The sequence below is a fragment of the Streptomyces sp. NBC_01808 genome (genome assembly GCF_035917395.1).
Taxonomy (GTDB): Bacteria; Actinomycetota; Actinomycetes; order Streptomycetales; family Streptomycetaceae; genus Streptomyces.
Genome location: NZ_CP109072.1, coordinates 2,668,359 through 2,692,406, shown reverse-complemented (window position 1 = coordinate 2,692,406; position 24,048 = coordinate 2,668,359). Strand labels below are relative to the sequence as shown.

18 protein-coding genes are annotated in these 24,048 nt (G+C 72.3%); 11 read left to right on the top strand and 7 right to left on the bottom strand.

What is annotated here, in order from left to right:
* Nucleotides 1-165: 165 nt before the first annotated feature.
* On the bottom strand, nt 166-1,086 hold the full coding sequence (locus OG946_RS11385) for a bifunctional helix-turn-helix transcriptional regulator/GNAT family N-acetyltransferase (RefSeq protein ID WP_326796012.1): 921 nt from the start codon (nt 1,084-1,086) through the stop codon (nt 166-168).
* A 128-nt stretch (nt 1,087-1,214) separates the two neighbouring features.
* Nucleotides 1,215-2,258: a LacI family DNA-binding transcriptional regulator gene (locus OG946_RS11380; protein ID WP_326796011.1), complete on the bottom strand. Its 1,044-nt coding sequence runs from the start codon at nt 2,256-2,258 to the stop codon at nt 1,215-1,217.
* A 247-nt stretch (nt 2,259-2,505) separates the two neighbouring features.
* Here OG946_RS11380 and OG946_RS11375 point away from each other — a divergent pair, with 247 nt between their 5' ends.
* Nucleotides 2,506-3,675, top strand: coding sequence for a Gfo/Idh/MocA family protein (locus tag OG946_RS11375; protein ID WP_326796010.1), 1,170 nt, complete (start codon nt 2,506-2,508; stop codon nt 3,673-3,675).
* Nucleotides 3,672-4,847, top strand: a complete 1,176-nt coding sequence (locus tag OG946_RS11370; protein WP_326796009.1) for a dihydrodipicolinate synthase family protein — start codon at nt 3,672-3,674, stop codon at nt 4,845-4,847. Before OG946_RS11375 ends, OG946_RS11370 begins: the two co-directional genes overlap by 4 nt.
* 17 nt (nt 4,848-4,864) lie before the next feature.
* On the opposite strand, the gene OG946_RS11365 is transcribed toward OG946_RS11370, so the two are convergent.
* Complete coding sequence (locus OG946_RS11365) at nt 4,865-6,085, bottom strand: IS110 family transposase (protein WP_326796008.1); 1,221 nt, start codon at nt 6,083-6,085, stop codon at nt 4,865-4,867.
* A 239-nt stretch (nt 6,086-6,324) separates the two neighbouring features.
* Here OG946_RS11365 and OG946_RS11360 point away from each other — a divergent pair, with 239 nt between their 5' ends.
* Nucleotides 6,325-7,176, top strand: coding sequence for a sugar phosphate isomerase/epimerase family protein (locus OG946_RS11360; protein ID WP_326796007.1), 852 nt, complete (start codon nt 6,325-6,327; stop codon nt 7,174-7,176).
* Nucleotides 7,177-7,275: 99 nt separating this feature from the next.
* Here OG946_RS11360 and OG946_RS11355 read toward each other — a convergent pair whose 3' ends face one another.
* Nucleotides 7,276-7,872 carry a DUF937 domain-containing protein gene (locus OG946_RS11355; RefSeq protein WP_326796006.1) on the bottom strand — a complete coding sequence of 199 codons (597 nt, stop codon included), beginning with the start codon at nt 7,870-7,872 and terminating at the stop codon, nt 7,276-7,278.
* 281 nt (nt 7,873-8,153) lie between these two features.
* Here OG946_RS11355 and recD2 point away from each other — a divergent pair, with 281 nt between their 5' ends.
* Both recD2 and OG946_RS11345 read left to right on the top strand, forming a co-directional pair.
* Nucleotides 8,154-10,370, top strand: coding sequence for an SF1B family DNA helicase RecD2 (recD2, locus tag OG946_RS11350; RefSeq protein WP_326796005.1), 2,217 nt, complete (start codon nt 8,154-8,156; stop codon nt 10,368-10,370).
* 169 nt (nt 10,371-10,539) lie between these two features.
* The gene (locus tag OG946_RS11345) at nt 10,540-11,829 is read left to right on the top strand and encodes a citrate synthase (RefSeq protein ID WP_125934910.1); all 1,290 of its coding nucleotides are present in this window, start codon (nt 10,540-10,542) and stop codon (nt 11,827-11,829) included.
* A gap of 372 nt (nt 11,830-12,201) precedes the next feature.
* Here the strand turns inward: OG946_RS11345 and OG946_RS11340 are convergent, their stop codons facing one another.
* Together OG946_RS11340 and OG946_RS11335 are read right to left on the bottom strand one after the other, a co-directional pair.
* The gene (locus tag OG946_RS11340) at nt 12,202-12,429 is read right to left on the bottom strand and encodes a heavy-metal-associated domain-containing protein (protein WP_326796004.1); all 228 of its coding nucleotides are present in this window, start codon (nt 12,427-12,429) and stop codon (nt 12,202-12,204) included.
* Between the two features lie 98 nt (nt 12,430-12,527).
* Complete coding sequence (locus OG946_RS11335; RefSeq protein ID WP_326796003.1) at nt 12,528-13,196, bottom strand: TetR/AcrR family transcriptional regulator; 669 nt, start codon at nt 13,194-13,196, stop codon at nt 12,528-12,530.
* Nucleotides 13,197-13,328: 132 nt separating this feature from the next.
* On the opposite strand from OG946_RS11335, the gene OG946_RS11330 reads away from it, so the two are divergent.
* Nucleotides 13,329-15,644, top strand: coding sequence for an MMPL family transporter (locus OG946_RS11330; protein ID WP_326796002.1), 2,316 nt, complete (start codon nt 13,329-13,331; stop codon nt 15,642-15,644).
* Nucleotides 15,645-15,792: 148 nt separating this feature from the next.
* Here the strand turns inward: OG946_RS11330 and OG946_RS11325 are convergent, their stop codons facing one another.
* On the bottom strand, nt 15,793-15,993 hold the full coding sequence (locus OG946_RS11325; protein WP_047015878.1) for a helix-turn-helix transcriptional regulator: 201 nt from the start codon (nt 15,991-15,993) through the stop codon (nt 15,793-15,795).
* 232 nt (nt 15,994-16,225) lie between these two features.
* Between OG946_RS11325 and OG946_RS11320 the strand changes: the two genes are divergently transcribed.
* The 5 genes from OG946_RS11320 (at nt 16,226) to OG946_RS11300 (ending at nt 24,042) form a co-directional block, all read left to right on the top strand.
* Entirely contained in the window at nt 16,226-17,719 is a 1,494-nt protein-coding gene (locus OG946_RS11320; RefSeq protein WP_326796001.1) for a CoA-acylating methylmalonate-semialdehyde dehydrogenase, read from the top strand.
* A 296-nt stretch (nt 17,720-18,015) separates the two neighbouring features.
* Nucleotides 18,016-19,605: a vWA domain-containing protein gene (locus OG946_RS11315; protein ID WP_326800212.1), complete on the top strand. Its 1,590-nt coding sequence runs from the start codon at nt 18,016-18,018 to the stop codon at nt 19,603-19,605.
* Nucleotides 19,606-19,836: 231 nt separating this feature from the next.
* The gene (locus OG946_RS11310) at nt 19,837-20,955 is read left to right on the top strand and encodes a PucR family transcriptional regulator (RefSeq protein WP_326796000.1); all 1,119 of its coding nucleotides are present in this window, start codon (nt 19,837-19,839) and stop codon (nt 20,953-20,955) included.
* 186 nt (nt 20,956-21,141) lie between these two features.
* Entirely contained in the window at nt 21,142-21,873 is a 732-nt protein-coding gene (locus tag OG946_RS11305) for a DedA family protein (protein WP_326795999.1), read from the top strand.
* 84 nt (nt 21,874-21,957) lie between these two features.
* Nucleotides 21,958-24,042: an APC family permease gene (locus OG946_RS11300; RefSeq protein ID WP_326795998.1), complete on the top strand. Its 2,085-nt coding sequence runs from the start codon at nt 21,958-21,960 to the stop codon at nt 24,040-24,042.
* The last annotated feature ends 6 nt before the right edge of the window (nt 24,043-24,048 follow it).

Below are 24,048 nucleotides of genomic sequence, written 5' to 3'. Positions count from 1 at the left end.
ACGGGCCGCCGCGGGGACCGCCTCCGGAAGTTCAGCCGCCCGGCGGAAGCACCCGCGGTACGCCCTCGCCGGCCCTCGGAGCCGGACGGCCCCGCCCGCCCCGCCCCGATCCGCCCGACCGCCATGGCCGCCGCCGCGCCCGCGGCGGCCATCCGGCCGAATGCGTCAGAGCGTCAGCCGCCAGTCCTGGCCCACCAGGTCCGCCCCGTAGCTGTGGTGCGGCTTCTCGGCCGCCAGCTCGAATCCCGCCCGCTCGTAGAGGCGGCGGGCCGACTCCAGCACCGAGTTCGTCCACAGCACCAGCTGGCGGTATCCCGCCTCACGGGCGAAGCGGACGCACTCGTCGACCAGCCGCGCACCCAGCCGGTGCCCCCGCACCTCCGGGTCCACCAGCAGCAGCCGCAGCCGCGCGGTCTCCGGAGCGTCGTCCCGCACGCACATGACCGTGCCGACCGGGCGGCCGCCCAGGTCCGCTATCCAGGTGCGCTCGCACGACGGGTCCCGCTGCGCGGCGTGGTCCGCGACGATCCGGGCCACCAGCGCCTCGAAGTCCGCGTCCCACCCGTACTCCTGCGCATACAGCTCGCCGTGGCGCTTGACGATCCAGCCCAGCTCGCCGGGGCCCGGCTCGCGCAGCTCGGCCTCCTCGACCGGGCTCGGCACGGCCGACTCCGACAGCAGCTCCCGCACCGTGCTCATCGCGGCGGCCAGCCGGGCGCGCCGTTCCAGCGGGACCTGCGCCAGCAGCGTCCCCACCTGCTCGCGCGAGCGCTCCTCCAGCAGATGCGCCGCCTCCCGCCCGCGCGGCGTCAGCTCCACCCGCTGCCGCCGCGCGTCGGCGGCCGACGGCCCGCGCGTGATCAAGCCGTCCTTCTCGAACTTGCCGAGCAGCCTGCTGAGATACCCCGCGTCCAGCGTGAGCGCCCCGCGCAGGTCCGCGGCGTCGGCCTGCCGGGCATAACTCAGCTCGTAGAGCACGCGGGCCTCGGTGAGCGTGTACGGCGTGTGGAGCTGGCGGCTGTAATCGAGGGCGCCGATCAGATTCGTATAGAAGCGGTTGAACGAGCGGATGTCCTCGATGGTCACGGAACCCCACCTCCTGGCGCACGCTTTCCTTTGACTGAGTCAAAGATACCGGCACACGCCGACCCTGTGCAGAGTTATCCACAGACCGTGTCGTCCGGTCGGATGATCGACCTGACCCCCGGCTTCCGCTACGCCCGCGGCGCCGCCGTCGACGCCCGCGCCACCAGCTCCGCCGGCACCATGTAGCGCCCGTCCGCGGGCGACTCCTCCCGCCCCAGCGCCAGCCGCGCCGCCCGCGCCGCCGCCTCCTGCAGCGGCAGCCGCACCGTCGTCAGCGCCGGCGTCGCGTCCGCGCTGAACGGCAGGTCGTCGAAGCCCGCCACGGAGATGTCGCCGGGAACGTCGAGACCCTTCTCGCGCAGCGCCGCGCAGATGCCCAGCGCCACCGCGTCGTTCGAGCCGACGATGGCCGTCAGCCCCGGCTCCCGGTCCAGCAGTTCGAGCGCGCCGTCGTAGCCGGACTGCCGGGAGTACGGGCCGTGCACCGTCAGCCTGCCGAGTTCGCCGGCGTCGCCGCCGAGGTCGTGGGCGGCCAGCGCGGCGCGGTGGCCTTCGAGGCGGTGCCGGGTGGTGGTGCGGTCGGCGGGGCCCGCGACGTAGCCGATGCGGCGGTGGCCGAGGGAGATCAGGTGCTCGGTGAGCCGGCGCCCGCCCTCGCGGTTGCCGAACTCGACGGCGAACGCGGAGCCCTCGGGCGCGGCGCTCGCCGGCCGGCCGAGGAGGACGACCTGCGTGCCGTTCGCCGCGAGCCGCCCCACCTTCGCCGCGCTGGCCGCGGCGTACTCGGGCGTCTCGACGGCGCTTCCGGTGATCACGACGGCGGCGGCGCGCTGGCGCAGCAGGAGCGTGAGGTAGGTCAGTTCGCGCTCAGGGGAGCCGCCGGTGTTGCAGACGACGGCCAGCTTCTCGCTGCCCAGTTCGGACTGCACGGCGCTGGCCATGATGCCGAAGAAGGGGTCGGCGACGTCGTTGACGAGGACGCCGACGAGGTCGGAGGTGGCGGCGGCGAGCGCGCTCGCGGGGCCGTTGATGACGTAGTCCAGCTCGTCCACGGCGGCGAGCACGCGCGCGCGGGTGGCCTCGGCCACCGGGTAGTTGCCGCTCAGTACCCGGGAGACGGTCGCGGCGGAGACGCGTGCGCGTGCCGCGACGTCCGCGAGGGTGACTGCCATCGCTCTGCCTCCCGTTGGGTACGACGTCCCGGCCCGGTGGCCGGAATCCCCGGGGCCCGCGCGGGCCCCGCCCGGCGCCGGTCGCCGGTCCGAACTGTGAGCGGAAGTCTTGCACGTCGCGGCGCCCGCGTCGCGAGGGTGGCAGGAGTGTGCACGCCATTGTCCGTACCCGGCCGGGCTCTTGCGCTGCAGGCCGGGCGGGGATAGCTTTCTCCCGGGGGAGAAAGCGCTTACTATGGGAGACCAGATGCCACGTAGGACGCTGCGTATCGCCATGAACGGCGTCACCGGCCGGATGGGGTATCGGCAGCACCTCGTCCGTTCGATTCTTGCCATTCGCGAGGAGGGCGGGCTGGATCTCGGCGGTGGCGACGTGCTGTGGCCCGAGCCGGTCCTGGTGGGTCGCAGGGAGCACGCGCTGGAGGACATCGCCCGCCGGCACGACCTGCCGGAGTACACCACCGACCTCGACGCCGTCCTCGCGGACGACTCCGTGGAGCTGTACTTCGACGCCCAGGTCACCTCCGCCCGCGAGGAAGCGGTGAAGAAGGCCGTCGCGGCCGGCAAGCACATCTATGTGGAGAAGCCGACCGCCACCTCCGCCTCCGCCGCCCTCGAACTCGCCCGGATGGCCCAGGACGCGGGCATCAAGCACGGCGTGGTCCAGGACAAGCTGTTCCTGCCGGGGCTGCTGAAGCTCAAGCGCCTCATCGACGGCGGCTTCTTCGGCCGCATCCTGTCGGTCCGCGGCGAGTTCGGCTACTGGGTCTTCGAGGGCGACTGGCAGCCCGCCCAGCGGCCCTCCTGGAACTACCGCGCGCAGGACGGCGGCGGAATGGTGCTGGACATGTTCCCGCACTGGGAATACATCCTGCACGAGCTGTTCGGCCCGGTACGCAGCGTGCAGGCCCACGTCACCACGCACGTGCCGCGCCGCTGGGACGAGCACGGCGAGGCGTACGAGGCGACCGCGGACGACGCGGCGTACGGCATCTTCGAACTCGCCGCGCCCAGCGGCACCGTCGTGGCGCAGATCAACTCCTCCTGGACGGTCCGCGTCCACCGCGACGAGCTGGTCGAGTTCCAGGTCGACGGCACCGAGGGCTCCGCTGTCGCGGGCCTGCGCGGCTGCCGCGTACAGCACCGGGCGGCCACGCCCAAGCCGGTCTGGAACCCGGACCTGCCGGTCTCGGAGACGTTCCGCGACCAGTGGCAGGACGTGCCGGACAACGCCGGGCCCGCCGGGTTCCCCAACGGCTTCCGCGCGCAGTGGGAGCTGTTCCTGCGGCACCTGATGCTCGACGAGCCGTACCACTGGGACCTGCTCGCGGGCGCGCGCGGGGTGCAGCTCGCCGAGCTGGGCCTCAAGGCCGCCGCGGAGGGGCGGCGCGTCGAGGTGCCGGAGCTGGCCCGATGACGGCGATCCGGCTGCCCAGGCCGGGGGGCGTGCTGGAGGTGTACGAACCGCGCGCGGAGCCCGCTCCGGCGCTCGCGACCGGCGGCCCGCGCCCCCTCTCCCGTACGGTCTTCGCCGCCGCGCACGTCGTCGCCGACCCGTACGCGGACTCCAGTCCCGGCGACCCGGACAGCCCCGCCGCGGTCGACTGGGACGCCACCCTCGCCTTCCGCCGCCACCTGTGGTCCCACGGTCTCGCCGTCGCCGAGGCAATGGACACGGCGCAGCGCGGCATGGGTCTGGACTGGACCCGCGCCGCCGAGCTGATGCGCCGCTCCGCCGCCGAGGCCAGGGCCCACGGCGGCCGCGTCGCCTGCGGCGCCGGCACCGATCAGCTCGCGCCGCAGGGCGCGACGCTCGACGGCGTGCGCGCCGCGTACGAGGAGCAGCTCACCCTCGTCGAGGACGCGGGCGCGCAGGCGGTGCTCATGGCCTCCCGCGCGCTGGCGGCGTGCGCCCGCGGGCCCGAGGACTACGTGGAGACGTACGGCGCACTGCTGCGCCAGGCGCGCGAGCCGGTGATCCTGCACTGGCTGGGCGACATGTTCGACCCGGCGCTCGCCGGGTACTGGGGCAGCTCCGATCTCGACGCCGCCACCGACACGTTCCTCGACGTCATCGCCCAGCACCCGGACAAGGTCGACGGCGTCAAGGTCTCCCTCCTCGACGCCTCCCGCGAAGTGGACCTGCGCCGCAGGCTGCCGCGCGGGGTGCGCTGCTACACGGGTGACGACTTCCACTACCCCGAGCTGATCGAGGGTGACGAGCACGGTTTCAGCCACGCTCTGCTCGGTGTCTTCGACCCGCTCGCCCCGCTGGCCGCCGAGGCGGTACGGACCCTCGACACCGGCGACGCGGCCGGCTTCCGCAAGGTCATGGACCCGACCGTGCCGCTGGCCCGCCACCTCTTCCAGGCCCCGACGCGCTTCTACAAGACGGGCGTGGTGTTCCTGGCCTGGCTCGGCGGCCACCAGAGCCACTTCACGATGGTCGGCGGGCAGCAGTCGGCCCGCTCCCTGCCGCACCTCGCGCGCGCGTACGAACTGGCCGACGCCCTCGGCCTGTTCCCCGACCCGCAGCTCGCGGCACAGCGCATGACCTCCTTCCTCGCCGTCCACGGAGTCGCCCTGTGAGTTCCCTGAGTCAACCTCTATGCCGCCAGATTCGCCTCGGGATCGGGTTTGATCTTGTTGTTGGCTCGGTGGGTGTCGGGGTCGTAGCAGGTTCCGTCGCGCCAGCAGGCCCAGATCACACGCAGCCAGGCGCGGGCGAGGATGCGGGCGGCGTGGGGATGGCGCTTGCGGTCCGCTCGCGCGTCGTTGTAGATCTTCGCTGCCCAGTCGCTGGCGTGCCGGCTGTTGTCGGCGTAGCCGACGATGGCCAGTCGGGCACGGCGGTTGGCCGCGTGGCGGAAGCTCACCACGCGGGACTTGCCCGACGCCCGGGTCACGGGAACGACGCCGGTCTCGGCGATGAACTGTTCGCTGGTGCGGGAGCGTTCCAGGATCGGGCCGATCTCGCCGATGATCTGCCCGAGATTGATCGTGCCGATGCGGGGCATGGTCGCGAGGAGCGGCGCGTAGGGGTGCGAGGAGACGGCGTCGGCGATGGCCGTATCCAGCACCCGGATCGTCGCCCGGATGCTCCTGACCAGCTGGACCTGGACCCGGACGAGCTGCTCGATCACGCTCTCGCCGAGCCGGGATGCGGGCTGGGGAGCCGAGCGAAGGCGTTCGATCAGGACACTGCCGGGCCGCTTGCCGCTGTAGCTGTGGCGCTTGCACCAGGCTTCCAGCCGCCCGGCGGTGAGCCTGGCGGCCGAGGCCGGGGTCGGGTAGCGGTCCAGGAACGCCAGGGCGATGTCGCTGTCGAGGCTGGAGAAGACGGCCCTGCCGCCGGGCCAGTGCGCGTCCAGCAGGGCGGCGAGCTGGTTGACGGCCGCGATGCGGGCCGCGACATGGTCGGCCCGCTGCCGGGTCAGGGCCTGCAACTCCATCGTTGCCTGCCCGGTCGGCTCCAGACGGGGCAGGAAGTGCCCGTCGGTGCGCAGGTAGTCGGCGAGCTTGAGGCTGTCGCCCGCGTCGGTCTTGGCCTTGGAGGCGCCCCAGCGCGGGCGCATCGCGTGGAAGGCGTTCGGGTGCACCGGAACGACCGGGTGGCCGGCCTCGAGCAGCCGGTCCACGACCAGGCCGCGGGTGGTCTCGATGGCCACCGGCAGGTCCGCCGGGCTGCCGTACTTCGCGAGCTTGGCCAGCGTCCTGGCGATGCCTTCCTCGGTGTGCGTGAACTCCCAACGGGCCACCCGGGCACCGGTGTTGTCCATGACGGTCACGTCGTGGGTCTCGGTCGCCCAGTCCCATCCGATGTACACGAAAGACGTACTCCTGTGTCATGCGCGGAGCACCTGCCCGGTGGTGAGACCGTCTGCCGGGAGCTCATTAATCGGCCCTCTGCGGGGCGTGTCCCTGATGCCGATCAGACGGCCTCGGCCCGACGGGGCTGGCACAACTCACAGTGGCCATCGAATGGCTCGCGCCACAAGCCATGCACCCGCCGGGACCGAGAGGTCACAACCCTACCTGTGAGGGCTGCAGAAGGGATGGTCCTCTAATGAGCACCGGACAGCCGGCCGGCGGGCCGGCCCGCCTCAGCCTCAACCAGGAGACCATCAGGCAGTGGTCGCTCCCCGAACTCGCGGACGGCTGCACCGCGGCCGGGGTGCGCGGCGTGGGGCTGTGGCGCGCGCCCGTCCAGGAGTTCGGGGTGGAGGCCGCGGCCAAGCTCTTCCGCGACGCCGGGCTGACGGTGACGAGCCTGTGCCGCGGCGGGTTCTTCACCACCGGGGACCCGGGGGAGCGGGCCGCCGCCCTCGACGACAACCGCCGCGCCATCGACGAGGCCGCCACGCTGGGCACGGACACGCTCGTGCTCGTCTCCGGCGGCCTGCCGTCGGGCAGTCGCGATCTGCACGGCGCACGGGAGCGCATCGCGGATGCGCTGGGCGCCCTCGCGCCGTACGCGGCGGAGCGCGCCGTGCGGCTCGCGATCGAGCCGCTGCACCCGATGTACGCCGCGGACCGGTGCGTGGTCTCCACGCTGGCCCAGTCGCTGGACCTGGCCGAGCGCTTCCCGGCGGACCGGGTGGGCGTGGTGGTGGACACGTACCACCTGTGGTGGGACGACACGGTCGCGGCGCAGATCACGCGCGCGGGGGAGTCCGGCCGGATCGCGGCCTTCCAACTGGCGGACTGGGTGACGCCGCTGCCGGAGGGGGTGCTGCTGGGGCGGGGCCAACTGGGCGAAGGGAGCGTCGACCTGCGCTGGTTCCGGGAGCGGGTGGACGAGGCGGGGTACGCGGGCTTCGTCGAGGTCGAGATCTTCAACCCGGGGCTGTGGGCGCGCGATGGCGCGGAGGTGCTGGCGGAGATCGTCGAACGGTACGCGCGGCTGGTCGTGCGCTGAGCGGCCAGCCGGTGCGCCGTTGAGCCGTGGCGGCGGTGGGTCAGGGCGGTGGCGAGTCCCGGGAAGTTCGTCGGGTACGGGCCGGTCCCGGCCGTGCCGTCAGGCGCGGTGGCGCCCGCCGCCGTAGGAGTGCCCGCCGCCGAACAGCCGCGCCAGCGCGCCGAGCGCGCCGCCCGGCCTGCGGGTCGCCTCCTGCTCCTCCTTGAGCATTTCGGCCAGCCCGTCTGCCCCGACGTTGCGGTTCTGCGCGGCCCGGGAGACGGCGGCCATGGCGACCGGCGTGAGGATCTTCAGCGCCCGGGACACCTGCGCCACGGGGATGCCCGTGCGCTGCGAGACCGCGCGGGCCACGGGCATGCTCGTCCTGCCGACGATCGTCGCCAGCATCCCGCCGCCGAGGGCGCTCCCGGCGAACGTCCCGGCGCCCGCCGGCGCGGCTGCCCACTTCGCCGGGCGCGCGGCCGCTGCCGCGCCCGCGGGCGTCGCCCCCTGAGCCTCGTCGAGCGCCTGCTCGACCTCGTGCGCTCCGTGCGGGGAGGCGGCCTCCTCGGCGAGCGAGCCGGTGAGGGCGGCGACCGTCTCGCCGACGACCCGCTTCGCGCCCCGGCTGCCGGTGCCCAGCTCGGTGGCCACCTGGTGCAACTGCTCCGTACCGAGGTCGTCCAGGACGGCTTTGTGTATTGGTTTGTCCCTCATGCCGGAAACGTTACGGCCGATCACCGATGTCGGCACGTCGGGTTACAGATCGATAAAGTGCCGAAGCCGTGCAACCCTTCGCCGTCGATCGGGGTCGTATAGGGCATCAGGCTTCCCGGGGGGAGTACCAGGGGGGTGGGGGAGCCTTCGGAGGGGGACACGCGAGGGGGCCCGGCCGCAAAGGCCGGGCCCCCTCGCTGCGCCCGTCATGGGTTGTCCACAACCGGTGAGTAATCCACAGGCCGCCCGCGATGTCGGGGCCCGGCGATAGCGTCTTTCCCATGACGCAACTGGCGGTGGTGGAGGGGGTCCTCGAGCGGATCACGTACGCCAACGAGGACAACGGGTACACGGTCGCCCGCGTCGACACCGGCCGCGGCGGCGGCGATCTGCTCACGGTCGTCGGCGCCCTCCTCGGCGCCCAGCCCGGCGAGTCGCTGCGCATGGAGGGCCGCTGGGGCTCCCACCCGCAGTACGGCAAACAGTTCACCGTCGAGAATTACCGAACAGTCCTCCCCGCCACCGTCCAGGGCATCCGCCGCTATCTCGGCTCCGGGCTGATCAAAGGCATCGGCCCCCGCATCGCCGAGCGCATCGTCGACCACTTCGGCGTCGGCACCCTCGACGTCATCGAGCAGGATCCCGCCCGGCTCGTCGAGGTCCCCGGCCTCGGCCCCAAGCGGACGAAGCTGATCGGCGCCGCCTGGGAGGAGCAGAAGGCCATCAAGGAGGTCATGCTCTTCCTCCAGGGCGTCGGCGTCTCCACGTCCATCGCCGTGCGGATCTACAAGTCGTACGGGGACGCCTCCATCTCCGTGGTGAAGAACGAGCCGTACCGGCTGGCGGCCGACGTCTGGGGCATCGGCTTCCTCACCGCCGACCGGATCGCCCGCTCCGTCGGCATCCCGCACGACAGCCCGGAGCGGGTCAAGGCCGGCCTTCAGTACGCGCTGTCGCAGTCCTCCGACCAGGGCAACTGCTTCCTGCCCGAGCAGCAGCTCATCACCGAGGCGGTCAAGCTGCTCCAGGTCGACACGGGCCTGGTCATCGAGTGCCTGGACGAGCTGGTGAAGGAGGAGGGCGTCGTCCGGGAGACGGTGCCCGGGCCGGCCGGGGAGGAGGCCGTGCAGGGGATCTATCTCGTGCCGTTCCACCGCGCGGAGGTCTCCCTGGCCGCCCAGTTGCTGCGCCTGCTGCGCACCGAGCGGGACCGGATGCCCGCCTTCCAGGACGTTGACTGGGACCGGGCGCTGAGCTGGCTCGGCGGTCGCACCGGGGCGGAGCTGGCGCCCGAGCAGGAGCAGGCGGTCCGGCTGGCGCTGACGGAGAAGGTCGCGGTGCTGACCGGCGGCCCGGGCTGCGGCAAGTCGTTCACGGTCCGCTCGATCGTGGAGCTGGCCCGGGCCAAGCGGGCGAAGGTGGTGATGGCGGCGCCCACGGGCCGTGCGGCCAAACGGCTTGCGGAGCTGACCGGAGCCGAGGCGTCCACGGTCCACCGGCTGCTGGAGCTCAAGCCGGGCGGCGACGCCGCGTACGACAGGGACCGCCCGCTCGACGCCGACCTGGTCGTGGTCGACGAAGCCTCGATGCTCGACCTGCTGCTGGCGAACAAGCTGGCCAAGGCCGTGCCGCCGGGGGCGCACCTGCTGCTTGTCGGCGACGTCGACCAACTGCCGTCCGTCGGTGCCGGGGAGGTGCTGCGCGACCTGCTGGCCGACGGCGGCCCGGTGCCCGCGGTCCGGCTGACCCGGATCTTCCGCCAGGCCCGGCAGTCCGGCGTGGTGACGAACGCGCACCGCATCAACTCCGGGGTGCAGCCCCTCACCCAGGGCCTCGCCGACTTCTTCCTCTTCGCCGAGGACGACACGGAGGCCGCCGGCCGGCTCACGGTGGATGTGGCGGCACGTCGGGTTCCGGCCAAGTTCGGCCTCGACCCGCGCCGCGACGTGCAGGTCCTCGCTCCCATGCACCGCGGCCCCGCGGGCGCCGGCGCGCTCAACGGGCTGCTCCAGGAGGCCGTCACCCCCGGCCGCCCCGGGCTGGCCGAGAAGCGCTTCGGCGGCCGTACGTTCCGCGTCGGCGACAAGGTCACGCAGATACGGAACAACTACGAGAAGGGCAGCAACGGGGTCTTCAACGGCACCGTCGGCGTCGTCACCGCCCTGGACGCCGACGAGCAGCGGCTGACGGTGCTCACGGACGAGGACGAGGAGGTGCCGTACGACTTCGACGAGCTGGACGAGCTGACGCACGCGTACGCCGTCACCATCCACCGTTCGCAGGGCAGCGAGTATCCGGCGGTGGTGATCCCCGTCACCACCGGCGCCTGGATGATGCTCCAACGGAACCTGCTGTACACGGCCGTCACCCGGGCCAAGAAGCTGGTCGTGCTGGTCGGCTCCCGCAAGGCCCTGGGTCAGGCGGTGCGGACCGTTTCCGCAGGCCGGCGTTGTACGGCGCTGGATCATCGGCTGCGTGGGCGAGTGGGTCTCCCATAACGCGCTCCGACAGGGCACGATGGTCCGTATGTGGCACGCAGTGCCGTATGTTGATCCGGCAGCCGACCCCGAGTGCACGGAAGAGCTCCGCATGGGGGAAGCTGGAGGGTAGTCAGGGCACCTCAAGCACACCTCAAAGAAGAGGCACGATACGTCGGGTGAGGACAGAGTGAGCGACAAATCTGCAGTACTTCGGTACGGCGACGGCGAGTACACCTTCCCGATCGTCGACAGCACCGTCGGTGACACCGGCGTCGACATCGGAAAGCTGCGCTCCCAGACCGGGCTGGTGACCCTGGACAGCGGCTACGGCAACACCGCGGCGTACAAGTCGGCCATCACCTATCTGGACGGCGAGCAGGGGATTCTGCGTTACCGCGGCTACCCCATCGAACAGCTCGCCGAGCGCAGCACGTTCCTGGAAGTCGCGTACCTGCTGATCAACGGTGAGCTGCCCAGCGTCGACGAGCTGTCGGTGTTCAAGGGCGAGATCACCCGCCACACCCTCCTGCACGAGGACGTCAAGCGCTTCTACGACGGCTTCCCGCGGGACGCACACCCGATGGCGATGCTGTCCTCCGTGGTCAGCGCGCTGTCGACCTTCTACCAGGACAGCCACAACCCGTTCGACGAGCAGCAGCGGCACCTGTCGACGATCCGGCTGCTGGCCAAGCTGCCGACGATCGCGGCGTACGCGTACAAGAAGTCCGTCGGCCATCCGGTGGTCTACCCGCGCAACGACCTCGGGTACGTCGAGAACTTCCTGCGCATGACGTTCTCGGTGCCCGCCGCCGAGTATGACCTGGACCCGGTCGTGGTCAGCGCGCTCGACAAGCTGCTGATCCTGCACGCCGACCACGAGCAGAACTGTTCGACCTCCACCGTGCGGCTGGTCGGCTCCTCGCAGGCCAACCTGTTCGCCTCCATCTCGGCGGGCATCAGCGCGCTGTGGGGACCCCTGCACGGCGGCGCCAACCAGAGCGTGCTGGAGATGCTGGAGGGCATCCAGGCCACGGGCGGCGACGTCGACACCTTCATCCGCAAGGTGAAGAACAAGGAAGACGGCGTGAAGCTCATGGGCTTCGGGCACCGCGTCTACAAGAACTTCGACCCCCGGGCGAAGATCATCAAGGCGGCGGCGCACGATGTCCTCTCCGCGCTGGGCAAGTCCGACGAGCTGCTGGACATCGCCCTCAAGCTGGAGGAGCACGCGCTCGCCGACGACTACTTCGTCGAGCGCAAGCTGTACCCGAACGTCGACTTCTACACCGGCCTGATCTACCGCGCGATGGGCTTCCCGACCGAGATGTTCACGGTGCTCTTCGCGCTCGGGCGGCTGCCGGGCTGGGTCGCCCAGTGGCACGAGATGATCAAGGAGCCTGGCTCCCGCATCGGCCGTCCCCGGCAGATCTACACCGGTGAGGTGCTGCGGGACTTCGTCCCGGTCGAAGAGCGCTGAGCTGCCGGCCACCCGCACGCCGGCAACGACGCGCAAGAACGCGAAGGCGCCCCGTCTGCGATCCCCCCACGGATCAGTCGACGGGGCGCTTCGCTCTCCCGGCCCCGGTAGGGGCCGGGCGCCTTCATGCCGCCGGGACGCCGCCGCGGGAGGGGCCGCTCAATGCTCCTCGCACGTGCCGTCCCGGCCTCGTGCACGTCGACTCCGCCGGGTGTCGACGTCACCCGAATAGACACGCGAATGGCGCCGATGGTTACCCCCTGATCAGTGTGATCTGGGTCACTCTCCCGGCCGTGCAACCGGCGGCGTCACGCGCCGACGCCGCCCCCGTGTCGCGTGTGCGGGGGCGGCGTCGGCTGTGGACCGTACGGGTCAGGCCTCGCCGACGAGCTCGTACCCGGCCTCGTCGACCGCGGCGCGCACCTTCTCCTCGTCGAGCGGGGCGGTGGAGGTGACGGTCACCTCGCCGGTGGCGGCCGCGGCCTTGACCGAGGAGACGCCGTCGAGTTCGGAGATCTCGGCGCTCACGGCACCCTCGCAGTGGCCGCAGGTCATGCCGGTGACCTTGTAGACGGTGGTGACGGAGGTCTGGGTGCTCATGGGAGTCTCCCTTGTCGACGGTGGGCGCAGCCGTGTCCTGCTCCCTGCACTCCACAGTATACCCCCTGGGGGTATTTTCCTCCGTGCTGATCCCGCGGTCAGCCCGGTGGGGTTATGGCGTCGGTGCCGACGACCGGCGCGAGGTAGCCGAAGAGGGCCCGCTTGATCTCCCTGCGGTACGTCTCCCGTTCGGCGTCTCCGGCGCTCATGAACAGCTCCAGTCCGGCCTTGAAGATGCTGAACGACATGGTGGTGGTGAGAGCGATCTCGGTGCCCGAGAGCTCCGGGGCGCGGAGGGTGAGCATGCCCTCGACGGCGGCCACGATCGTCGTGTGCACCGCCTCGTGCTCCTCCGCGACCAGGCCGGGGGCGTCCGCGCTCTGAAGCAGCACCTCGAAGCCGGGGTTGGCCGCGCAGAAGTCGATCACCGGGTCGAGGGCGGCGTCGAGCAGCGCGTCGAGCGGGAGTGCGGCGTTGGCGGCGGTGAACGCCTCGCTGTTCGTCTCGTGGAGCTCGTGGTTGTAGCGGCGGCCCAACTCGACGGCCACCGCCTCCTTGTTCGGGAAGAACTGGTACAGCGTGCCGGGGGAGACGCCGGCCTCGCGGGCGATGGCGTTCGTGGACGCGGCGGCGTACCCGCTTCGGGCGAACACGGCCGCGGCGGCGTCGAGCAACTGCTGCACGCGCCGCTCGCCGCGCGCCTGCCGGCGGCGGGGCGGCCGGTCGGCGGGGGTGTGCCCGCCGGCGGCCGGTGCTGGATTCGACACGGCTATCCACAGCCTCCGGGTAGGAGTTGACAAATGCGAGTGGCCGCTCGCATTCTGAGGAAACGCGAGCGCGGACTCGTATTCCGGCTCGTGTCTCATTCTATTGCGCTGTGCAACGAGAGGGCGGGACCGATGGCCGAGGGCACGAACGGGGGGACGGCCGGGGTGAGCCGCTGGACGCGGATCGTCACGGCGCGGCCCAGGCTGTCGCTGCTGCTCGCGCTGGTCTTCACGGCACTGGCCGTGGTGGCCGGGAGCGGGGTGGCGGACCGCATGAGCGGCGGGGGGTGGCAGGATCCTGCGTCCGAGTCGGCGTACGCGGCGGACGCGCTGGACGAGCAGTTCCCCGGCGCCCGGCCGAACCTGCTGCTGCTCGTGGACAGCGGCCGGCCGGACGGGGTGGACGATCCCGCGGTCGCCGCCGAGGCGGAGCGGCTGGCCGGGCGGCTGGCGGCGGTGGACTCGGTCGAAGGGGTGACGTCGTACTGGGCGGCGGCCCAGGCCGCCGGGCAGGCGGAGGCCGGCCCGGCCGGGGGCGCGGAAGGCGCGGGGGAGGCGCGGGGCGCGGCGGCCGCTGCCGCAGGACTGCGGTCCGAGGACGGCAGCGAGGCGCTGATCGCCGCGCGGATCACCGGGGACGAGACGCGCAACAGCGAGGTCTTCGACGAGCTGGCGCCGGACTTCCGCGGTGAGCACGGCCCGGTCGAGGTGCGCCTCGGCGGGCAGGCCGCGATCTACGACGAGTTGCAGGGCACCATCCAGGAGGACCTGCTGCGGGCCGAGATCATCGCCCTGCCGGTGACGCTCCTGCTGCTCATCGTGGTCTTCGGCAGCGCGGTCGCCGCGCTGCTGCCGCTGGCCGTGGGCATCATCGCCATCCTGGGGACGAACGCGGTGCTGCGCGGGATCACCGAGTTCGCGGACGTGTCGGTCTTCGCGCAGAACCTGACCACGGCCCTCGGCCTCGGACTCGCCATCGACTACGCGCTGTTCATCGTCCGGCGCTACCGGGAGGAGCTGGCGGCGGGCGCGGATCCGCTCGGCGCGGTGGGCACGACCCTGCGGACCGCCGGCCGCACGGTGCTGTTCTCGGCGCTGACGGTCGCGGTGTCGCTCTCGGCGATGCTGCTCTTCCCGCAGTACTTCCTGCGCTCGTTCGCGTACGCCGGGATAGCGGTGGTGCTGCTGGCCGCGGTGGCGGCGCTGACGGTGCTGCCCGCCGCGCTGGTGCTGCTCGGCCCGCGGGTCAACGCCTGGCGCATTCTGCCCAAGCGGGGCGGCGGGATGCCCGGCGGTGCCGAGAGCGGGCGCGGCTGGGCGCGGCTGGCGAAGGTCGTGATGCGCCGGGCGCCGGTTTTCGCGGTGCTCACGACCGGGGGGCTGATGCTGCTCGGACTGCCGTTCCTGGGAGTGCAGTTCGGTACGGCGGACGACCGGCAGCTTCCGGGGTCGGCCGAGTCCCACGTGGTGCAGGAGCACATCAGGGACGGCTTCCCCGGCACTCCCGGCGGGACGATCGAGATCTACGTCGAGGGCGAGCCGGCCGCCGCGGAGCTGGCCGCGTACCAGGAGCGGATCGCCGCGCTGGACGGGGTGGAGCGGGTCGACGGCTCCGCGATGAACGCCGGCGCCGGCTATCTGACCGTGACCGCAGAAGGCGAGGCGGTGGAGGCCTCCAGCCAGGATCTGGTGCGCGACATCCGTGACCTCGGAGCGCCGTTCGAGGCGTCGGTCGCGGGCTCGGCCGCCGATCTGGTGGACGCCAAGGACTCCATCCAGTCCGTTCTGCCCTGGGCAGCCCTCATGATCGTGCTGGCCACGCTGATCCTGCTCTTCCTGCTCACCGGCAGCGTGCTCATACCGTTCGTGGCCGTCGTGCTCAACGCGCTGAGCCTCACCGCGATGTTCGGCGCGATCGTGTGGGTCTTCCAGGACGGCAACCTGTCCGGGGTGCTGAACTTCACCGCCACCGGCGACATCGAGACGACGCTGCCGGTGCTGATGTTCTGCGTCGCCTTCGGCCTGTCCATGGACTACGGCGTCTTCCTGCTCTCCCGCATCAAGGAGGAGTACGACCGCACCGGGGACCGGGACGGGGCCGTGGTCTTCGGGCTGCGGCGGACCGGCGGGCTCATCACCGCCGCCGCGGTGATCCTCGCGGTGGTGATGTTCGCGATAGGCACCTCCCGGGTCACCAACACCAAGATGCTGGGCATCGGCCTCGCGCTCGCGGTGCTGATGGACGCGATGGTGGTGCGCGGGCTGCTGGTGCCCGCGGTGCTGAAGCTGACCGGGGCCGCCACGTGGTGGGCGCCCGGGCCGCTGCGCCGGTTCCACGAGCGCGTCGAGCGCAGCGGATTCGGCGAAGGCGCGCCCCGGGCGACCGGTCAGGAGCAGGAGCGGCCGGCGGACAAGTCCGACGACCTCACGCCTATCGGCGGGCGGTGACACCCGGGGGCCAGGGGAACCGGCCCGGCCGCGGGGGCGGCCGGGCGGGGGCCTCGCCCGGGGGCGTACGGCGACTCCCGCCCGCCGGAGGGTGGGAGTCGCCGCGCGCGGGCCGGCCGTGGTGTCCGCCCGGCCGCGGGGCGGGGCGTCACCGGCGGCCGCGGCGGGTGCGGCTGCTGGGCCGCTGGGCGACCCAGGCGCGCACCGTGTCCGGGTACCAGTAGGGCTTGCCGTGCTCGACGACGTCGGGCGCCGGCAGCATCCCGTGCTTCCGGTACGACCGCACGGTCTCGGTCTGCACGCCGATGTGTGCCGCGATCTCCTTGTACGACCACAGACTGTCCGTCATCTCTGTACCTCCCGGCGGGGCGCCGGGGCAGCGCCCCTGGTGATCAGTGACCCTGTGCCCGCCGGGACACCCCGGCCGACCCTTGCCGAGGGGTTGTCGAGCAGATGTGGTGGGGAACCGACGTAACGGTGACATTGGTGACGAGACACGCACGCGGCGTGATCGACGCATGATTGACACGGCTCCTCGGCGGCGGTTAGACCGAAACCGTTGCTGGACGAAGGGATTGCCCATGAAGACCATCGGCCACTGGATCGGCGGCAAGGCAGTCGAGGGCGCCTCGGGACGGTCGGGGCCGGTCTACGACCCCGCCACCGGGGCGCAGGCCGCCGAGGTCGCGTTCGCCTCCGCCGCCGAGGTGGACGCCGCCGTCGCCGCCGCCCGCGAGGCGTTCGCGGAGTGGGGCGTGTCGTCGCTCGCGCGGCGCACCGCCGTGCTGTTCCGCTTCCGCGAACTGCTCGCCGCCCGCCGCGAGGACGTCGCCCGGCTGATCACCGCCGAGCACGGCAAGGTGCACTCCGACGCCCTCGGGGAGGTGGCCCGAGGGCTGGAGATCGTCGAGGTCGCCTGCGGCATCCCGCAGTTGCTCAAGGGCGAGCTGTCCACGCAGGTCTCCACCCGTATCGACGTCGCCTCGATCCGGCAGCCCGTCGGCGTGGTCGCGGGCATCACGCCGTTCAACTTCCCCGCCATGGTGCCGATGTGGATGTTCCCGCTGGCCATCGCCTGCGGCAACACCTTCGTGCTGAAGCCCAGCGAGAAGGACCCGTCGGCGTCCGGGCTGCTCGCGGAGCTGCTCGCCGAGGCGGGGCTGCCGGAGGGGGTGTTCAACGTCGTCCACGGCGACAAGGAGGCCGTCGACCGGCTGCTGGAGCACCCCGACGTCGCCGCGCTCAGCTTCGTCGGCTCCACCCCGATCGCCCGGTACGTCTTCACCACCGGCACCTCCCACGGCAAGCGCGTCCAGGCGCTCGGCGGCGCGAAGAACCACATGCTGGTGCTGCCCGACGCCGATCTGGACGCGGCCGCGGACGCCGCGGTCTCGGCGGCGTACGGGTCGGCGGGGGAGCGCTGCATGGCGGTCTCCGCGGTGGTCGCGGTCGGGGACACCGGCGACGAGCTGGTGACGAAGATCGCCGAGCGGGCGCGCAAAGTCCGTATCGGCCCCGGCGACGACCCGGACTCGGAGATGGGCCCCCTCATCACCCGCGAGCACCGCGACAAGGTCGCCGGATATGTGCGGGGGGCCGCGGCGCAGGGCGCCGAGGTGGTCGTGGACGGCACGGGCTACACCGTTCCCGGCCGCGAGGACGGCCACTGGATCGGGGTCAGCCTGCTGGACCGGGTGCCGGTGGAGTCCGACGCGTACCGGGACGAGATCTTCGGGCCGGTGCTGTGCGTGGTGCGGGCGGAGACGTACGAGGAGGGGGTGCGGCTCGTCAACGGCTCGCCGTGGGGCAACGGCACCGCCGTCTTCACCCGCGACGGCGGCGCCGCGCGCCGCTTCCAGCTCGAGGCCACGGCCGGGATGGTCGGCGTGAACGTGCCGATCCCCGTGCCCGTGGGCTACCACTCCTTCGGCGGCTGGAAGGACTCCCTCTTCGGCGACCACCACATCTACGGCGAGGATGGCGTCCGCTTCTACACCCGGGCGAAGGTCGTCACGACCCGCTGGCCCGACCCCGCGGACGGCGGCGTCGACCTGGGCTTCCCGACGTCCCGCTGAGCCCGGTGCCGCCGCTGGGGAGGCAGATCGTGCGGTCGGCGGGTACGTTGCGAAGTAACGGTGCGACATGTCTGCGGCATCGGGATCCGGACGGTCCCGGTGTTCCGCACCGCCTCCACCATCAACCGTCGTGTGTGCGAGGAGCTGATGCCGTGTCACTGATGCCCCGGGCCGGGATCCGCGAGTCGACGGAGTAACGGCACCGAATCGCCCCCTCCTTCGTCACAGTCCCGATGAGGACGGTGCGAGGGAGGGGCGCGATGAGACGCGTGGTGCTCACGGGACTGGCAGGACTGATGACGGTGCCGCTGCTGCTGACAGGCTGCAGCGGGGGCGGGGGCGATACGGCGAACAAGCAGCTTGCCAATGACGGCGCGGGCGGCGGAAGCGCGCCGCTGCCGGCCCCCGCGGCGCCCTCCGTGGCCCCGGAGGGCGCGTACGACGCCGCCCCGGAGGCCGCGGGCAAGGAGCGGGCGGACTCCTTCGTACCGGAGCCCGACATGGTCTCCACCTTCGCGCTCGACGTGGACACCGCCTCGTACAGCTACGCACGCCGCACCATCGACACCGGGGCGCTGCCGCAGCCGGACACCGTGCGCCACGAGGAGTTCATCAACAGCTTCCGCCAGGACTATCCCGCGCCCGAGGACGACGGTTTCTCCGTCACCACCGACGGCGCCCGCGCGGCGGACGACGGCTGGTCGCTGATGCGCGTGGGGCTGGCGACCCGCCCGGAGAGCAACGAGTACGGCACGCAGGCGCGGCGGCCCGCCGCGCTGACCTTCGTCGTGGACGTCTCCGGCTCGATGGCGGAGCCCGGGCGGCTCAGCCTCGTACGGGAGGCCCTGCACACGGCGGTCGACGAGCTGCGCGACGACGACGCACTGGCGCTCGTGGCGTTCAGCGACGAGGCCCGCACGGTGCTGCCGATGACGGCCGTCGGCGGGGCGGAGGACCGTATCCACGACGCGGTCGAGGAGTTGCAGCCCACCGAGAGCACCAACCTCGAGGCCGGCGTGGCCCGCGGCTACGACGAGGCGGTCGACGGCCACCGCAAGGGCGCCACCAACCGCGTCGTCCTGCTCTCCGACGCCCTCGCCAACACCGGCGCCACCGACGCCGAGACGATCCTCGACCGCATCGCCGCGGCCCGGGAGGACTACGGCATCACGCTGTTCGGCGTCGGCGTCGGCAGCGAGTACGGCGACGCCCTGATGGAGCGGCTGACCAACCAGGGCGACGGCCACACCGCCTATGTCTCCGGGACCGGCGAGGCCCGCAAGGTCTTCGTCGAGGATCTGCCGCGCAACGTCGACCTGCGCGCCAGGGACGCCAAGGCGCAGGTCGTCTTCGACGCGGACGCCGTCTCCGACTACCGGCTGATCGGCTACGACAACCGCCAGGTCGCCGACGAGGACTTCCGCAACGACGCCGTCGACGGCGGCGAGGTCGGCCCCGGTCACACCGTCACCGCGCTCTACGCCGTCCGGCTCGCCGAGGGTGCCTCGGGCAGCGTCGCGACGGCCACCGTGCGCTGGCTCGACCCCGACACCCGCGCCCCGTACGAGGAGTCCAGCACCGTCGACGCGGGCGCCCTGACCGGCGACCTGTGGGGCGCGGCCCCGCCCCGGCTGCAGCTCACCGCCCTGGCCGCCTACTTCGCCGACGCCCTGCGCGGCGGCTCCGGCGCCGGTACCACCCCTGAGCCGTCCGTGGACGGCAAGGAAGGCACCGGTACCACCGGCGCCGGGTACCTGCCGCTGCCCGGTGCGCCCACGGTCGACGAACTCGCCGGTCACGCCGAGGACCTGGCCGCCGAGACCGAGGACCCGGCCGTGGGCGACCTGGCCGAGACCGTCCGGCAGGCGGTCGAGCTGACGGGCTGAAGGACCGGCTCCGCGGAGGCGCCGACAGGCTGAAGGACCGGCTCCGCGGACGAGCCGGCCGGCGGACGCGCCGGCCGGCCGGGGGCGGCGGGAAGCGGGTTCCCGCCGCCCCCGGGCCCGTACAGGCTGCGCTTTCCCGCCCGAACCCGCGTGCCGTACTCTTGGCGCCACATTTCCGGGACCCGGCAGCGACCGCGGTGTCCCGTATCCAGGATCCGGCAACCGGGAGCGGTGGTGGCGCGAACGCGCGTAGCGGGGTCACCCCCCGACGTCCTCGTCGGCTACGCGGACCTGCTGGCCGACGTGTCCGCCACCGGCCGGCTGCTGCGCCGCCCCGAGCTGGACGCGCTGCGCGAGCTGGGCGAGCAGGCCGCCGAGTCAGGGCGCAGCCTGCGCGAGCTGGTCGCGGAACACCTCGCCGAGACCCGCCGCACCTGGGCCACCCTGCCCGGCGTGGCCAGGGCCGCGAGCGCCACCGAGCGCGCCCGCAGCGGCGACGCCGTGCTGGCCGCGGTCGAGGCGGCCGTCAGCGCGCTCGGCGAGGGCCACGAGCGCGCCCAGCGGCTCGCGGTCCGGCAGGAGGAGGCCGAGCGCCGCGAGTTCGTCGACGACCTGCTCTACGGCCGCAGCGACCTCGGCCGGCTCGCCGAGCGCGCGGAGCGCTTCGGGCTGCGGCTGGCCCGCGCCCACGCCGTCGCGGTCGCCGCGGGCGAGGAGCCCTTCGCCGACGTCCACCCCCTGGTGCGGCGCATCGAGCGGGAGCTGCTGGGCCGCTTCGTCGAGCGCGACGTGCTGCTGACCACCAAGGAGGGGCAGCTCGTCTGCGTCGCCGGCAGCAGCGAGCGCGCGCTGCTCGACGCCTTCGCCAAGGTGGCCCTGGAGCCGGGCAGCGGCTACGCCGGCGCCACCCGCGTCGCCATGGGCCGCGAGCACGCGGGTCCCGGCGGGGTCGTACGCAGCTACGAGGAGGCGCTCGGCGCGCTCGACATGGCCGCCGTGCTCGGCCTTGAGCAGCCCGTGCTGCGGGCCGCCGAGCTGCTGGTCTTCCCCGTGCTGCTGCGCGACCGGGCCGCGATGGCCGATCTGGTACGGACCGTCCTCGGCCCGCTGACGCAGGCCCGCGGCGGCGCCGAGCCGCTGCTCGCCACGCTGCAGACGTGCGCCGACGCCGGCTACGTCAACGCCGAGGCGGCCCGGCGGCTGGGCGTGAGCGTGCGGACGCTGTCGTACCGGCTGGACCGGATACGTACCCTGACCGGCTACGACGTGGCGGACTCCCTGCACCGCTACACCCTGGAGACCGCCGCCATGGGCGCCCGTCTCCTCGGCTGGCCGGAGGAGCCGATCTAGCCACGCGCCGCCGGCGAGCGCGCCGCCCTCCCGCCAGCCCCCGCGGCCCCGCGCACCTCCGTACCCGCCCGCCCTCCACCCGTACGCGCCGCGTCCGGAACCGCACGCACCCGGCTTGCGTTCTCCCCCGTAGGTGGCCCACTCTTCTCCCTGCCGCCTGTCCCGGATGTCTGGAGTCCCGAACTCATGAACACGCTCGCGCTCGGTCCGGGATGGCTGGATCCCGACTTCCTGATCGACAGGTTCGGCGTGCTCGGCGTGCTTGCGATCGTCTTCGCCGAGTCCGGGCTCCTCATCGGGTTCTTCCTGCCGGGCGACTCGCTGCTGTTCACCACCGGCCTGCTGATCACCTCGGACGTGCTCGACTTCCCGCTGTGGCTGATGTGCGTGCTCATCGCCCTCGCGGCCATCGTCGGCGACCAGGTCGGCTATCTCTTCGGCCGCAAGGTCGGCCCGGCCCTCTTCAACCGCCCGGACTCCAAGCTCTTCAAACAGGAGAACGTGCAGAAGGCGCACGAGTTCTTCGAGAAACACGGCCCGAAGTCGCTGGTCCTCGCCCGCTTCGTGCCCATTGTGCGCACCTTCACCCCGATCATCGCCGGCGTCAGCCGGATGAACTACCGGCAGTTCGTCGTCTTCAACGTCATCGGCGGCATCCTCTGGGGCGTAGGCGTCACTCTTCTGGGCGCCGCCCTGGGCCAGATCGACTTCGTGCACCAGAACATCGAGGCGATCCTCATCGGCATCGTGCTGCTGTCGGTGCTGCCGATCGTCATCGAGTACCTGCGCGCCCGCAGCCGCGCCAAGAACGCGCCCCCGGCGGCCCCTTCCTCGGATGAGCAGGAGGGCCACCCGGCGGCCCCCGCCGCCGACGGCGGCGACGGCGGTCCGCAGCGCGGGCGGCATGCCCGGCGTTAGGGTCGCGTCAAAACATAGGCGTCGCCTTGGACAAAGCGCACTTCGCTGCCCAGAGCGGTATTTCGGATCACTTACGATCGCCCCGTGCCCAAGCTGACCGAACTGCCGAAGCGCATACTGATCGGCCGCGCGCTTCGCAGCGACCGGCTGGGCGAGACGCTGCTCCCCAAGCGCGTCGCGCTCCCGGTCTTCGCCTCCGACCCGCTGTCCTCGGTCGCGTACGCCCCGGGCGAGGTGCTGATCGTCCTGTCGATCGCCGGCGTCGGCGCGTACACGTACAGCCCCTGGATCACCGGGGCCATCGTCGTGCTGATGGTCGTCGTCGTCGCCTCGTACCGCAAGACGGTGCACGCCTACCCCAGCGGCGGCGGCGACTACGAGGTCGCCACCACCAACCTCGGCCGCCGCGCCGGCCAGGTGGTGGCCAGCGCGCTCCTCGTCGACTACGTGCTGACCGTCGCGGTGTCGGTCTCCGCGGGGGTGGAGAACCTGGGCTCGGCCTGGGGGTTCGTCGCGGACAACAAGGTGCTGTGCGCGCTGATCGTCATCGGCCTGCTGACCACCATGAACCTGCGCGGCGTGAAGGAGTCGGGGACGCTCTTCGCGATCCCCACCTACGTCTTCGTCGGCAGCGTCCTCATCATGATCGCCTGGGGCGCCTTCCGCGCCCTCGCCCTCGACGACACGATGCGCGCCCCCACCGCCGACCTGGAGGTCCACAGCGAGCACGCGGGCGGTCTCGCCGGCTTCGCGCTGGTCTTCCTGCTGCTACGGGCCTTCTCCTCCGGCTGCGCCGCGCTGACCGGCGTCGAGGCGATCAGCAACGGCGTGCCCGCCTTCCGCAAGCCCAAGAGCCGCAACGCGGCGACGACGCTGTCGATGATGGGGCTGCTGGCGATCGTCATGTTCGTCGGCATCATCATCCTCGCGCTCCACACCGACGTGCGGATGGCGGAGCGGCCCGCCGAGGACCTGCTGCGGAACGGCGAGGCGGTCGGCTCCGGCTTCATCCAGAACCCGGTGATCGCGCAGGTCGGCGCGGCGGTCTTCGGCGACGGCTCGCTGCCGTTCGTCATCCTGGCGGCGGCCACGGCGCTCGTGCTGTTCCTGGCCGCCAACACCGCGTACAACGGCTTCCCCGTGCTCGGCTCGATCCTCGCCCACGACCGCTTCCTGCCGCGCCAGTTGCACACCCGCGGCGACCGGCTGGCGTTCAGCAACGGCATCCTCTTCGTCGCCCTGCTCGCCGGGGCCCTCGTCTACGCGTTCGAGGCCGACTCCACCCGGCTGATCCAGCTCTACATCGTCGGCGTCTTCGTCTCCTTCACCTTCAGCCAGATCGGCATGGTGCGGCACTGGAACCGCGCGCTGACCACCGAGCACCGGCCCGAAGAGCGCCGCCGCATCCTGCGGTCGCGGGCGATGAACGGCTTCGGCGCGGTGTTCTGCGCGCTGGTGCTGGTGGTCGTGCTGATCACCAAGTTCAGCCACGGCGCGTGGATCGCGCTGGCCGGGATGCTCTTCTTCTACGTGCTGATGGCGGTCATCCGCCGCCACTACGACCGGGTCGCGCAGGAGGTCGCGGTCGCCGAGGGCGAGGAGGACGACGCGATGCCGCGTCCCGGGCACATGCACTCGATCGTGCTCGTCTCCCAGTTGCACCGCCCGACGATGCGCGCGCTGGCGTACGCGAAGCTCGTACGTTCCGACAAGCTGGAGGCGCTGACCATCGGTGTCGACGCCGAGGAGACCAGGCAGCTTCAGCAGCAGTGGGTGGACAGTGAGCTGGACGTGCCGCTGACCGTCATCGAGTCGCCGTACCGCGAGATCACCAGGCCGCTGATCGAGTACGTCAAGCGGCTGCGCCAGGAGAAGCCGGACACGGTGATCAGCGTCTACATCCCGGAGTACGTCGTCGGGCACTGGTACGAGCACCTGCTGCACAACCAGAGTGCGCTGCGGCTGAAGGCGCGGCTGCTGTTCACGCCGGGTGTGATGGTGACGTCGGTGCCGTACCAGCTCGGCTCCAGCGAGCGCGCCAGGCGGCGGGCGCGGCGCAGCGCGGAGTGGCAGGCGCCGGGTGCGGTACGGGGTCCGGCGCCGGCGGGGGCGCGGAAGCGGCGGGAGCCGGCGGGGCGGGAGCCTTCAGGGCGGGAGCCGGGGCGGTAGCGGCGC

Bases quoted from the DNA above. Each gene is read 5' to 3' on its own strand.
- OG946_RS11380 (WP_326796011.1), bottom strand. From the start codon at position 2,258: ATGGCAGTCACCCTCGCGGACGTCGCGGCACGCGCACGCGTCTCCGCC.
- OG946_RS11375 (WP_326796010.1), top strand. From the start codon at position 2,506: ATGCCACGTAGGACGCTGCGTATCGCCATGAACGGCGTCACCGGCCGG.
- OG946_RS11370 (WP_326796009.1), top strand. From the start codon at position 3,672: ATGACGGCGATCCGGCTGCCCAGGCCGGGGGGCGTGCTGGAGGTGTAC.
- OG946_RS11360 (WP_326796007.1), top strand. From the start codon at position 6,325: ATGAGCACCGGACAGCCGGCCGGCGGGCCGGCCCGCCTCAGCCTCAAC.
- OG946_RS11355 (WP_326796006.1), bottom strand. From the start codon at position 7,872: ATGAGGGACAAACCAATACACAAAGCCGTCCTGGACGACCTCGGTACG.
- recD2 (WP_326796005.1), top strand. From the start codon at position 8,154: ATGACGCAACTGGCGGTGGTGGAGGGGGTCCTCGAGCGGATCACGTAC.
- OG946_RS11340 (WP_326796004.1), bottom strand. From the start codon at position 12,429: ATGAGCACCCAGACCTCCGTCACCACCGTCTACAAGGTCACCGGCATG.
- OG946_RS11330 (WP_326796002.1), top strand. From the start codon at position 13,329: ATGGCCGAGGGCACGAACGGGGGGACGGCCGGGGTGAGCCGCTGGACG.
- OG946_RS11325 (WP_047015878.1), bottom strand. From the start codon at position 15,993: ATGACGGACAGTCTGTGGTCGTACAAGGAGATCGCGGCACACATCGGC.
- OG946_RS11320 (WP_326796001.1), top strand. From the start codon at position 16,226: ATGAAGACCATCGGCCACTGGATCGGCGGCAAGGCAGTCGAGGGCGCC.
- OG946_RS11315 (WP_326800212.1), top strand. From the start codon at position 18,016: ATGACGGTGCCGCTGCTGCTGACAGGCTGCAGCGGGGGCGGGGGCGAT.
- OG946_RS11305 (WP_326795999.1), top strand. From the start codon at position 21,142: ATGAACACGCTCGCGCTCGGTCCGGGATGGCTGGATCCCGACTTCCTG.